This window comes from Streptomyces sp. NPDC059718 (genome assembly GCF_042733315.1).
Classification (GTDB): domain Bacteria; phylum Actinomycetota; class Actinomycetes; order Streptomycetales; family Streptomycetaceae; genus Actinacidiphila.
Genome location: NZ_JBHWGA010000002.1, coordinates 52090 through 63037 on the forward strand (window position 1 = coordinate 52090; position 10948 = coordinate 63037).

13 protein-coding genes, 1 tRNA gene and 1 pseudogene are annotated in these 10948 nt (G+C 72.3%); 13 read left to right on the forward strand and 2 right to left on the reverse strand.

Annotated elements, in window-relative coordinates; genetic code table 11:
* Positions 1-24: 24 nt before the first annotated feature.
* From ACFV3E_RS02695 to ACFV3E_RS02735, 9 genes are all read left to right on the forward strand, one after another.
* Positions 25-234: a hypothetical protein gene (locus ACFV3E_RS02695; protein WP_500533036.1), complete on the forward strand. Its 210-nt coding sequence runs from the start codon at positions 25-27 to the stop codon at positions 232-234.
* Positions 235-455: 221 nt separating this feature from the next.
* Positions 456-998: a tRNA adenosine deaminase-associated protein gene (locus ACFV3E_RS02700; RefSeq protein ID WP_500331922.1), complete on the forward strand. Its 543-nt coding sequence runs from the start codon at positions 456-458 to the stop codon at positions 996-998.
* Between the two features lie 38 nt (positions 999-1036).
* On the forward strand, positions 1037-1492 hold the full coding sequence (gene tadA / locus ACFV3E_RS02705; protein WP_500533037.1) for a tRNA adenosine(34) deaminase TadA: 456 nt from the start codon (positions 1037-1039) through the stop codon (positions 1490-1492).
* 10 nt (positions 1493-1502) lie between these two features.
* Positions 1503-1589 (forward strand) — tRNA-Ser (locus tag ACFV3E_RS02710).
* 180 nt (positions 1590-1769) lie between these two features.
* Positions 1770-1934 carry a hypothetical protein gene (locus ACFV3E_RS02715; RefSeq protein ID WP_018558266.1) on the forward strand — a complete coding sequence of 55 codons (165 nt, stop codon included), beginning with the start codon at positions 1770-1772 and terminating at the stop codon, positions 1932-1934.
* Between the two features lie 31 nt (positions 1935-1965).
* Positions 1966-2262 (forward strand): Dabb family protein, encoded by a 297-nt coding sequence (locus ACFV3E_RS02720; protein ID WP_500331925.1) that lies wholly within the window; start codon positions 1966-1968, stop codon positions 2260-2262.
* A gap of 161 nt (positions 2263-2423) precedes the next feature.
* Positions 2424-3290: an RNA polymerase sigma factor SigF gene (locus ACFV3E_RS02725; protein ID WP_500533038.1), complete on the forward strand. Its 867-nt coding sequence runs from the start codon at positions 2424-2426 to the stop codon at positions 3288-3290.
* Positions 3291-3459: 169 nt separating this feature from the next.
* Positions 3460-4365: an RNA polymerase sigma factor SigF gene (locus tag ACFV3E_RS02730; protein ID WP_500533039.1), complete on the forward strand. Its 906-nt coding sequence runs from the start codon at positions 3460-3462 to the stop codon at positions 4363-4365.
* Between the two features lie 66 nt (positions 4366-4431).
* Positions 4432-5187: a hypothetical protein gene (locus tag ACFV3E_RS02735; protein ID WP_500533040.1), complete on the forward strand. Its 756-nt coding sequence runs from the start codon at positions 4432-4434 to the stop codon at positions 5185-5187.
* 88 nt (positions 5188-5275) lie between these two features.
* On the opposite strand, the pseudogene ACFV3E_RS02740 reads toward ACFV3E_RS02735, so the two are convergent.
* A pseudogene (locus tag ACFV3E_RS02740) lies at positions 5276-5758 on the reverse strand (esterase/lipase family protein); the annotation flags it as partial.
* Between the two features lie 45 nt (positions 5759-5803).
* On the opposite strand from ACFV3E_RS02740, the gene ACFV3E_RS02745 reads away from it, so the two are divergent.
* Positions 5804-6346: a LuxR C-terminal-related transcriptional regulator gene (locus ACFV3E_RS02745; protein WP_500533041.1), complete on the forward strand. Its 543-nt coding sequence runs from the start codon at positions 5804-5806 to the stop codon at positions 6344-6346.
* A 100-nt stretch (positions 6347-6446) separates the two neighbouring features.
* Here the strand turns inward: ACFV3E_RS02745 and ACFV3E_RS02750 are convergent, their stop codons facing one another.
* Complete coding sequence (locus tag ACFV3E_RS02750) at positions 6447-6623, reverse strand: hypothetical protein (protein ID WP_499512990.1); 177 nt, start codon at positions 6621-6623, stop codon at positions 6447-6449.
* 106 nt (positions 6624-6729) lie between these two features.
* Between ACFV3E_RS02750 and ACFV3E_RS02755 the strand changes: the two genes are divergently transcribed.
* From ACFV3E_RS02755 to ACFV3E_RS02765, 3 genes are all read left to right on the forward strand, one after another.
* Entirely contained in the window at positions 6730-7665 is a 936-nt protein-coding gene (locus ACFV3E_RS02755; protein WP_500533042.1) for an aldo/keto reductase, read from the forward strand.
* 146 nt (positions 7666-7811) lie between these two features.
* Positions 7812-8267 (forward strand): MarR family winged helix-turn-helix transcriptional regulator, encoded by a 456-nt coding sequence (locus ACFV3E_RS02760; RefSeq protein ID WP_500533043.1) that lies wholly within the window; start codon positions 7812-7814, stop codon positions 8265-8267.
* Positions 8268-8344: 77 nt separating this feature from the next.
* Positions 8345-10759, forward strand: coding sequence for an MFS transporter (locus tag ACFV3E_RS02765; protein ID WP_500533044.1), 2415 nt, complete (start codon positions 8345-8347; stop codon positions 10757-10759).
* Positions 10760-10948 lie beyond the last annotated feature (189 nt).

The window sequence follows — 10948 nt, forward strand, 5'->3', positions numbered from 1 at the left end:
GTGGATCTCTAGGGGTGGTGCCCCATGGCGGAGCGCGGCAGCGACGGCGCCGGCGCGGACGACACGGGCGACGCCCGTATGCAGCAGGATCGCGACGCCGAACGCAGACGGCGGCGCGCCATGTTCCTGCGCGAGCTGAACGAGGCCAAGGAACTGCGCGACCGCGTCCAGCCACGCCGGGCGCGCGCGGCACGCGCGCGCCAGCAGATGCGGATGCGGACGTTCCGCTGGTAGTCCCCGGGTCGGCGCAATGCCCCCACCTGGCGGGCGCCGAGGGGGTCCCCGCAGGCCGCCACGCGGAAAAAAAGCCGGAAGGCCTCCCACGACGCAGCGCGGAAGACCCTTCGCAAAGCCGAGGTTTCTGCCACGATGCCGAGTGTGGGCGGGGACCTGCGCCAGATCATTCGGCTCCCGCCCGAAAGTCCGGACGGCCTGAGACCTGTGGGAGAGTCACGGTGTACTTCGCCGCACTGCTCGCGCGCACCGAGGACGGTTGGGAAGCGCGCGAGACCGATCTCGACGATGTGGAAACCCTCGGCGACCTGACCGACTTGGCCCGGGCGGCTTCAGCCGGGGAGGATACGGTCCTGGTCTTCATCGAACAGGAGGACGCCTGGTTCGGCGTCGTCCGCGTCGACGGGGAGGAGGACCCGCGGATCTACGTGTCCGACGCCGCCGCCGCGGCGCGCAGCTCGTACGGGGAGATCCTGCTCACCGACGAACTGCTGGGCCGCGACCCGGAGGACCTGGACGAGATCGTCGACCTCGACGGCACCGAGGAAGGTGACGCCGACGACCTCGACGACGACGTGGTGCCCGGCCCGACGGAGGTCCACGTCCCCGTGGGCCCGCTCGGGGACGCCGAGCTCCTCGCGGACTTCGGCATGAGCGACAAGGAGCTGCTGGCCCTCAGCGGCGACGGCGCGCTGACCGGGGAGGCGCTCGGGGAGATCGCCGACTCGCTGGGCTGCGCCGACGTGCTGGAGGCGGTCCGCTGACCGCGCCCGACCCGCTGCGCGACCCCTGGGTCCCCCCGATGCGGCTCGCCCTGGAGGAGGCCCGCCTCGCCCTGCGCACCGGCGACGTGCCGGTGGGCGCGGTGGTGCTGTCCCCGCAGGGCACGGTCATCGGCCGTGGCCGCAACGAACGCGAGGCGGTCGGCGACCCGACCGCCCACGCGGAGGTGCTCGCCGTCCGCGAGGCCGCGAAGGCGCTCGGGGAGTGGCGGCTGACCGGCTGCACGCTGGTGGTGACCCTGGAGCCGTGCACGATGTGCGCGGGGGCCGTCGTCGCCTCCCGCCTCGAACGCGTGGTCTACGGCGCGCCGGACGAGAAGGCCGGGGCGGCGGGCTCCCTGTGGGACCTCGTCCGCGACCGCCGGCTCAACCACCGTCCGGAGGTGATCCACGGCGTGCTCGCCGAGGAGTGCGGTGAGCTCCTCACCCGCTTCTTCCGGTCAAAGGATTTCGGAGCACACCCGGACGTCCGCTAAGCTCTCTCTCGGTAGCGTGTCCGAGCGGCCTAAGGAGCACGCCTCGAAAGCGTGTGAGGGGGCAACTCCTCCGTGGGTTCAAATCCCACCGCTACCGCTGCGAGTGACAAAAGCGAAGCGCCCGGTCCTTTCGGACCGGGCGCTTCGTCGTTCCCGCCCCCGCGCCGACCTCGGTGGCGAGCGTCACGGACGGGGCGGGGGCGGGCCCGTGGATCACCCGCAAGGAGGCCTTCCGTCACCCGGTCTGATTGGGCCATCCGGTGGATACACTCCAGCCATGGCGCAGGCGAAGAAAATCACCATGTACGTCATCGTGGCTTTCGTGCTCTATACGATCGTGACGTCGCCGGCCCGCGCAGCCGATCTCGTGCAGATAGGCTTCCAGGGCATATCGGACGCCGCCAAGGGCGTCGGAGAGTTCATGACCGCGCTGGTCAACTGACCGGCCGGGAGCCGGTGAGGAGCACAGCACCGTGATACGCCACCTGGTCCTTTTCAAGCTCGGCGAAGGCGTGGAGCGCGACGACCCGCGGGTCGTGGCCGGCGTCGACGCCTTCGAGCGGCTCGGCGGGCAGATCCCCGAGCTGGCCTCCTGGGAACTGGGCTGGAACATCTCGGACCGCCCGATCGCCTACGACTTCGCCATCAACTCCTCGGTGGCGGACGCCGACGCGCTCAAGGCGTACCTGGAGCATCCCGCACACCAGGCCGGGGTGGCGCTGTGGCGCGAGTTCTCCACCTGGGTGGTCGCCGACTACATGTTCGAGTGACCCCCCGCGGCGGCCCCTCGGGCCCCGCTCCTGCCGTACAGCCCTCCGCCCGCCGGGCGGAGGGCTTTTTCATTGAGGGCCGCGCCTCACTTGCACACAGTCCACATGAATTGTGATGCTATGACCGCTTTTGCCGGATGAGTGGACCGATGAGGAGTGGCATGTCCGTGTCGGCCCGACCCGCGTCACCATCGACCTCCGGAGAGGGCAGCGGGACCGGTACGACCACCGGCGGCGGCAATCGCGGCGGAAGCACCAACAGCAACGCGGTGGAGGCGCGGGCGCTGACACAAGTGCTGTTCGACCAGTTGTCGGGGCTGGAGCCCGGCACCCCGGAGCACTCCCGGGTCAGGGCCGCCCTGATCGAGGTGAACCTGCCGCTGGTGCGGTACGCGGCCGCACGCTTCCGCAGCCGCAACGAGCCGATGGAGGACGTCGTCCAGGTCGGCACGATCGGGCTGATCAACGCCATCGACCGCTTCGACCCGGAACGCGGGGTGCAGTTCCCGACCTTCGCGATGCCGACCGTCGTCGGCGAGATCAAACGTTACTTCAGGGACAACGTCCGCACCGTCCACGTCCCGCGCCGGCTGCACGAGCTGTGGGTCCAGGTCAGCGGCGCCATCGAGGACCTGACGGTGGCCCACGGGCGCACCCCCACCACCGCGGAGATCGCCGACCGGCTGAAGCTCTCCGAGGACGAGGTGCTGGCCTGCCTGGAGGCCGGGCGGGCGTACCACGCCACGTCCCTGGAGGCGGCCCAGGAGGGCGGCGACGGGGCGCCCGGGCTGCTGGACCGGCTCGGCTACGAGGACCCGGCCCTGACCGGCGTGGAGCACCGGGACCTGGTGCGGCACCTGCTGGTGCAGCTCCCCGAGCGGGAGCGGCGGATCCTGCTGCTGCGCTACTTCGGCAATCTGACGCAATCGCAGATCAGCGCCGAACTCGGGGTTTCGCAGATGCACGTCTCCCGGCTGCTCTCGCGCAGCTTCGCCCGGCTGCGATCCGCAAACCAGCTCGAATCGTAACCCTTACGGACTACCCACCCCCCGGGAAATAAGTCGACATGGCGCTACAGCGCGTTGCCGACATGTGACATTCTGCGGGAACTGCGTTTGTCGCGGTCCGGCCTCCGGTATTCCAGTGGGGGAACGAACCGTCGCCCGCGACACCCGTCCGCGACCTCAAGGGGGTGGCATGTCCGTAGAAGTGGGCAGTCCGAAGGTGCTGAACTCCGACGCGCCGCACGATGCTCCTGACGACAAGGCCATCGACACCGCCGGCACCGCCGTCGCCGACACCGCCGCCGTCGACAGCACGATCGAGGCCATCGACACGAGCGTCGACACCCGCACGCTCTCCCGCTCGCTGTTCCTGCGGCTCGCCCAGCTGCAGGACGACAGCCCGGAGCGGGCGTACGTACGGGACACGCTCATCGAGCTCAACCTGCCGCTCGTGCGTTACGCGGCGGCCCGCTTCCGCAGCCGCAACGAGCCGATGGAGGACATCGTCCAGGTCGGCACGATCGGGCTGATCAAGGCGATCGACCGCTTCGACTGCAACCGCGGGGTGGAGTTCCCCACCTTCGCGATGCCCACGATCGTCGGCGAGGTGAAGCGCTTCTTCCGCGACACCTCGTGGTCGGTGCGGGTGCCGCGCAGGCTGCAGGAGCTGCGGCTGGCGCTGACCAAGACCAGCGACGAGCTCGCCCAGCGGCTGGACCGCTCGCCCACCGTCTCCGAGCTCGCGGCGGCGCTCGGCGTCTCCGAGGAGGACGTGGTCGACGGCCTCGCGGTCGGGAACGCGTACACCGCGAGTTCGCTGGACTCGCCGCCCCCGGAGGACGACGGCGGCGAGGGCTCGCTGGCCGACCGGCTGGGCTACGAGGACACCGCGCTGGAGGGCGTGGAGTACCGCGAGTCGCTCAAGCCGCTGCTCGCCCAGCTGCCCGCGCGGGAGCGGCGGATCATCATGCTCCGCTTCTTCGCCAACATGACGCAGTCGCAGATCGGCGAGGAGGTCGGCATCTCCCAGATGCACGTCTCCCGGCTGCTGACCCGGACCCTGGCGCAGCTGCGCGAGGGCCTGACCGCCGAGCAGTAGGGCGGAGGCCCGGCGACGGAAGGACCGGGCGGTTTATTCCTGACGGTTCGTCAGTACACTGGCGGGATGGTGCACATACCACCGGGCCGCCGGGGCGCGCTGGCCGCTGCCTCGGCGGCCGTCGTCTGTCTGGGTGCCTTCGCCGCGCTGGGCCCGGACTGCGAGGGCAACGGTGCGGGCTACGTGGCCGTCGGCGCCCCGGGCCCGGCAGGCGGCCCCGCGGTGAACGCCCCGCCCTCCGGCGACGTGGACCTCGTGCCGCTGGACGGCCGTAAGGGCTCCCCGGCCGGGACCGGCCGGACGGCGCCCACCACGCCGGGCGCACCGGCCGGCAGCGGTGGCGCAGGCTCCTCACCTCCGGCGGACGCGACGGACGGGCCGGACGGGCCCGGCGCCACGAGCGCCCCGCCGCGGCAGGGCGGTAGCGCGCCGCCCGCGACGGCCTCCGGCGGCCCCACCGGGCGGCCGGCCCCCGGCGGTTCGGCGTCCTCCCCGCCCCCACGGGCGACCGGTGCGCCGGCGCACCTGGTGGTGAGCGCGGTCGAACGCGCGGCGGCCGCCGACCGCTGGTGCGAGAAGGTCACCGTCACCCTCGCCAACACCGGGGACCGTGCCGCGACGACGGGCACCGTCACCTTCGGCACGCACGTCATCGGCCTGCTGGGCGTCGACTGGGCCACGCTGCGCAGCAGCCGTGCCGCGCCGGTGCCGGTCCCCGGCGGCGGCAGCGCGAAGGGCACCTGGGAGGTCTGCGTCGAGGCGTGGCGGGTGCCGCTGGGCATGCACGTCGAGACCCGGGACGTCTCGGTCGCGGACTCCTGAACGCCGGTACGTCCCGGGCGCGCGGAGGCGGGGGCCGGCCTGTCCCGGGACCGGCCCCCGCCTCCCCCGGGGAGGAGCGGTGGTGCGCTCAGCCGGCCAGGTAGGAACGGATCTGGCCGAGGGTGCCGGTGTCGCTGAGGAACCCGATGTGGGTCGTGCACGCCACCAGGTGGTTGTTCGCGCCGCTCAACGGGGTGCTGGTGTACGGGATGATGATTCCGTCGCACGGCGAGTACCAGGTCGCGTAGACCGTGCTGCCCGGCGTCTCGTCACCGCTGCTGATGGTGCGGACGAAGGACGAGCCCGGCAGCATCTCGACACAGGACGCGTAGATCACGCAGGCCGAGGCGTAGGTGGTGCCGTGGTTCGCGCCCGCCACCGAGGCGACCCGGCGGACGGACGAGGTGCCGCCGAGCTGCGTGAGGTACCACTGGGTGACCAGGCCGCCCATCGAGTGGTTGACGATGTCGACCTTGGTCGCGCCGGTGCGGGTCAGCACCTGGCGCACGTAGCTCGCCAGCCCCGCGGCGCTGGTCGCCGCCGCCCAGTGCTCGTACGCGCGCAGCGCCCCCGCGGCCTTCGCCCGCTGTCCGCAGCGCACCGCCGCCTCGACGAAGTGGGGGGCGGCCATCCCCCGGACCGCCAGGTTCACCTGGCCAGCCGCAGCAGCGTACGGCTGGCCCTGGCGCACCGATGCCACGGGCTGCTGGCGGAGGACGACGCGAGCGCCGTGGCCCACTTCCGGGAGGCGCTGCGGCTCCACCAGGACGACGACACCGTCCTGGAGCTGGCCAAGACGGAGCTGTTCCACGCTTCCCGGCTGCGGCGCACCCGCCGGCCCGGCGAGGCCCGGGGCCTGCTGCGGGACGCGGTGGCGGTGTTCCGGCAGTTCGACGCCCGCCCTTGGGCGGAACGGGGCGCGGCCGAGCTGCGTGCCGCCGGGGACCGGGTGGGCCCGGTGGACCGGCAGCCCGGGGGCCGCCGGGAGCTGACGGCGCAGCAGACGAGGATCTGCGAGCTGGTGGCGCAGGGCGCGACCAACCGCGAGATCGCCGATCTGCTGCTGCTCAGCACGCGCACGGTCGAGTACCACCTGCGGAACATCTTCAGCCGGCTCGGGGTGCGCTCGCGGGTCGAGCTGGCGTCGCTGTTCCGCTGAGCGGGAGCGGGGCCGCCGGACGCGGGCGCACGACGGCCGCCGGACGGCCGGCGACCGCCGGCGTCCGGTGTCAGTTGGACGTGGTGGGGTGGCGCGCCCGTCAGGCGACCGCGAACCAGACCACGGCGGCGATCACGACGACGGCCGCGACGATGCCGACGATCAGCCCGGTCTTGTTGCCGCCCGCGGCCTGGGCCTGGGCGGGCTCCTCGTCGACGAAGGCGCGGAACATCTGGGTGTTGCCGGCCGGGTCGTAGTTGTTGTCAGGGGTAGTCATGGGGCAGGACCCTAGCGAAGTCACGCTGCGCCGGTCACCCCCGCCCCGTCGTTGGGAAGGGGAACACCCCGGGAATACCGCCCGTCCCCGCCGTGTCCAAGACCGCATGGCACTCATCGGCAACTCTGATCTCGACGTCTTCCCCCTCTGCCTCGGTGGCAACGTCTTCGGCTGGACCTCGGACGAGGCGACCTCCTTCGAGGTGCTGGACGCCTACGCGGAGGCGGGCGGCAACTTCGTCGACACCGCGGACGTGTACTCGGCGTGGGTCCCGGGCCACACCGGAGGGGAGTCCGAGACCGTGATCGGCTCCTGGCTCGCCAAGCGCGGCCGCCGCGACGACGTCGTCGTCGCGACCAAGGTCGGCTCCCACCCCGACTTCAAGGGGCTGAAGGCCGCGACCGTCAAGGCCGCGGCGGAGGAGTCGCTGCGCCGCCTGGGCACCGACCGGATCGACCTCTACTACACGCACTACGACGACCCCGCGACCCCGGTCGAGGAGATCGTCGGCGCCCTGGACGAGCTGGTCCGCGAGGGCAAGGTCCGCCATGTCGCGGCCTCCAACATCAGCCCCGAGCGGCTGGCGGCCTCGCTGGAGTTCGCCGAGCGCGAGGGCCTGACGAAGTACGTGGCGCTGCAGCAGCACTACAACCTGGTGGAGCGGGAGGGTTACGAGGGGCCGCTGCGCGAGGTCGTCGAGGCGCACGGCCTCGCCTCAGTGCCGTACTTCGGTCTGGCGCGGGGCTTCCTCACCGGCAAGTACCGGCCCGGCGTCACGGTGGACAGCCCCCGGGCGCAAGGCGCGGGCGCCTACCTGGAGTCGGAGCGCGGTCCGCGGGTGCTGGCCGCGCTCGACGAGGTCGCGGCGGCGCACAGCGTGGAGCCGGCGAGCGTCGCGCTGGCCTGGCTGCGGACCCGGCCGACCGTCGTGGCGCCGATCGCCAGCGCCCGTACGCCCGCGCAGCTGACCGCGCTGCTGGCTTCGGCGCCCCTGGAGCTGACCGCGGCGGAGCTGGAGCGGCTCACGGAGGCATCTGTCTGACCTGCGCCTTTACCCGAAGACCCGTCTCCTTTGACCGGAGGCGGGTCGTTCCTTTTGGAGGTTTTTACCCGAAAGAATTTGCCTGCAGCAACCAACGTTCCTAAGGTTGCTTGAGGCAACCAACAAGAGTGGGGAAGCGAGGCGCCATGGCGACGCAGGAGCAGTTCGCGGAGCTCGCGAGCCAGCTGCGTGCGATCCCGGTGGTCGCCCGCGAACTCAGCCGGGCCTGTCCACCTGAGTGTCCGCCGTCATCGCTCGGCGTGCTCTCGGTGATCAGCCGCCACGGCGAGATGCGGATGAGCCGGCTGGCCGAGCTGCTGGAGGTCGACATGTCCGTCACCAGCAGACACGTGGCCCACCTCGCCGAGCGCGGCTGGATCGACCGGCTGCCCGACCCCCACGACAAGCGGTCACGGTTGCTGCGCCTGACCCCCGGCGGCACGGACATGCTGCGCGCCGCCCAGGACGGGGTCGCCGAGGCGCTGGCCCACCACCTGAGGGACTGGCCGGACGAGGACGTCACCGAGTTCTCCCGGCTGCTGGACCGGCTGCGAAGGGACTTCGCCGCCGACTGCCGCCCCCGTACACATTCCACGACGTGAAGAGGATGACGATGGCAACAACCGCACCACCGACCGGTGTGCGGGGGACCGATGCCCACGCAGGACACGCGGCCCCCATGTCGCACCGGCAGATCATGGAGGCCCTGACCGGGCTGATCCTCGGCTTGTTCGTGGCGATCCTGTCGTCCACGATCGTCTCCAACGCCCTGCCGAAGATCATCTCCGATCTGGACGGCGGGCAGAGCGCCTACACCTGGGTCGTCACCGCCGCCCTGCTCTCCACCACCGCCACCACCCCGCTGTGGGGCAAGCTCTCGGACCTGTTCAGCAAGAAGCTACTGGTCCAGCTGGCACTGGTGATCTACGTGGTGGGCTCGCTGGTCGCGGGCCTGTCGCAGAACGCCGGGATGCTGATCGCCTGCCGTGTCGTCCAGGGCATCGGCGCCGGCGGTCTGACCGCGCTGACCCAGGTCATCATGGCCGCGATGATCTCCCCGCGCGAGCGCGGCCGGTACAGCGGCTACCTGGGCGCGGCCTTCGCCCTCGGTACGGTCGGCGGCCCGCTGCTGGGCGGCGTGATCGTCGACACCGACTGGCTCGGCTGGCGCTGGTGCTTCTACGTCGGCGTGCCCTTCGCGATCGTCGCGCTGATCGTGCTGCAGAAGACCCTGCACCTCCCGGTCACCAAGCGCCGGGTCAAGGTCGACTGGGCGGGCGCCTCCTTCGTCACCGCCGCCGTCAGCCTGCTGCTGGTCTGGGTGACCTTCGCCGGCGACAAGTACGAGTGGATCTCCTGGCAGACCTACGCCATGGTCGCGGGCGCGGTCCTGCTCGTCCTGATCTTCGTCCTGGTCGAGTCCCGCGCGAGCGAGCCGATCATGCCGCTGCGGCTGTTCCGCAACAAGACGATCAGCCTGACCTCGGTCGCCTCGCTCTTCGTGGGCACCGCGATGTTCGGCGCCACGGTCTTCCTCAGCCAGTACTTCCAGCTGGCGCGCGGCGAGTCGCCGACGATGTCGGGCGTCATGACCATCCCGCTGATCGCCGGTCTGTTCGTCTCCTCGACCGCCTCCGGGCTGATCATCACCCGCACCGGGCGCTGGAAGGCGTTCCTGGTCTCCGGCGGCGTGCTGCTCACCGGCGGCCTCGCCCTGCTGGGCTCCCTGCGGTCCGACACCACGTACTGGCACCTGGCGCTCTTCATGGCGCTGCTGGGCCTCGGCGTCGGCATGATGATGCAGAACCTGGTGCTGGCCGTGCAGAACCAGGTGGGGGCCGCCGACCTCGGTGCCGCCAGTTCCGTCGTCACCTTCTTCCGCACGCTCGGTGGCGCGATCGGCGTCTCCGCGCTGGGCGCGGTGCTCGGCAACCGTGTGACGCACTACGTCAAGGACGGCCTGGCCGCCCTGGGCGTGAAGTCCACCGGTGAGTCCGACGGAGCGATCCCGGACCTGGCCACGCTGCCCGCTCCGATCCGCCACGTCGTGGAGAGCGCGTACGGCCACGGCGCCGGCGACGTCTTCCTGGTCGCGGCCCCGGTGGCGTTCCTCGCGCTGCTGCTGGTGCTGTTCATCAAGGAAGTGCCGCTGAAGACCGCCAGCGGTCTGCAGCAGGCGGCCGGTGTCTCCGGCCACGCCGAGCAGACCCCGGTCATACCCGCCCAGGCCCCCGCGGCCGACACCGTCGCCGGGACCGCGGCCGAGGCCGCCGCGGCGGTCGGCGTGGCCGCGCCGCCGGCACCGCTGCCCGCCGAGGGCACCACGGTCCACGGCCAGGTGCGCAACGCCGACGGCGCGGGCGTCGAGCGGGCCACCCTCACCCTGATATCGCTCACCGGCCGGCAACTCGGCCGCGCCTCCACCCGCGCGGACGGCGGCTACACGCTGACCGCGCCCGGCGCCGGCTCGTACGTGCTCATCGCCGCCGCCGACGGCCACCAGCCGCAGGCGTCCACCGTGGTGGTCGGCGAGGAGCCCGTCCCCTACGACGTGGTCCTGGCCGGCACCAGCGGGCTCACCGGGACGGTGGTCGCCGAGGCGACCGGGATACCCGTCGTGGGCGCCATGGTCGTGGTGACCGACGTCCGCGGCGAGGTCCTGGCCACCGGCGGCACCGGCCAGGACGGCGCCTTCGGCTTCCAGGACCTGCCCGCGGGCGACTTCACCCTGGCCGTCAACGCCACCGGCTACCGGCCGGCCGCGCTGCCGGTCGAGGTCGCCGGCAGCGGCCCGACCCACGTCGAGGTCCCGCTCCGCGCCGGAGCCCGCCTGCGGGGCACCGTCCTCGGCGGCACCGGCCGCACACCGCTCCCTGAGGCCCGCGTCACCCTGATCGACGCGGCCGGGAACGTGGTGGCGACCGCCACCACCGGCACCGACGGGGCGTACGCCTTCGGCGACCTGGACGCCGGGGAGTACGCGCTGGTGGCCAGCGGCTACCCGCCGGTGGCCACCCAGGTCACCGTCGGCAAGGGCGCCACGGCCGGCCACGAGGACGGCTTCGACGTCGAACTGAACCACCCCGAGGGGTGAGCCATCGGCCGGTCCGTGCGCCTGCGGAGACGCGCGGACCGGTGAACGGGGGACAGCGGGTCCGGTCGGACGGCCGGGCAGGGGACGGCCCGGGGGGGCGGGGCCCCGCCGGCGGGGGGCGGGGGCCCGGGGGGGTGCGGCGTAGGGAGGGGTGGGGGGTGGCGGCCGGCGTGGGGGGCGGGTGCGGCG

Bases quoted from the DNA above. Each gene is read 5' to 3' on its own strand.
- ACFV3E_RS02695 (WP_500533036.1), top strand. From the start codon at position 25: ATGGCGGAGCGCGGCAGCGACGGCGCCGGCGCGGACGACACGGGCGAC.
- tadA (WP_500533037.1), top strand. From the start codon at position 1,037: ATGCGGCTCGCCCTGGAGGAGGCCCGCCTCGCCCTGCGCACCGGCGAC.
- ACFV3E_RS02715 (WP_018558266.1), top strand. From the start codon at position 1,770: ATGGCGCAGGCGAAGAAAATCACCATGTACGTCATCGTGGCTTTCGTG.
- ACFV3E_RS02725 (WP_500533038.1), top strand. From the start codon at position 2,424: ATGTCCGTGTCGGCCCGACCCGCGTCACCATCGACCTCCGGAGAGGGC.
- ACFV3E_RS02730 (WP_500533039.1), top strand. From the start codon at position 3,460: ATGTCCGTAGAAGTGGGCAGTCCGAAGGTGCTGAACTCCGACGCGCCG.
- ACFV3E_RS02735 (WP_500533040.1), top strand. From the start codon at position 4,432: ATGGTGCACATACCACCGGGCCGCCGGGGCGCGCTGGCCGCTGCCTCG.
- ACFV3E_RS02750 (WP_499512990.1), bottom strand. From the start codon at position 6,623: ATGACTACCCCTGACAACAACTACGACCCGGCCGGCAACACCCAGATG.
- ACFV3E_RS02755 (WP_500533042.1), top strand. From the start codon at position 6,730: ATGGCACTCATCGGCAACTCTGATCTCGACGTCTTCCCCCTCTGCCTC.
- ACFV3E_RS02760 (WP_500533043.1), top strand. From the start codon at position 7,812: ATGGCGACGCAGGAGCAGTTCGCGGAGCTCGCGAGCCAGCTGCGTGCG.
- ACFV3E_RS02765 (WP_500533044.1), top strand. From the start codon at position 8,345: ATGTCGCACCGGCAGATCATGGAGGCCCTGACCGGGCTGATCCTCGGC.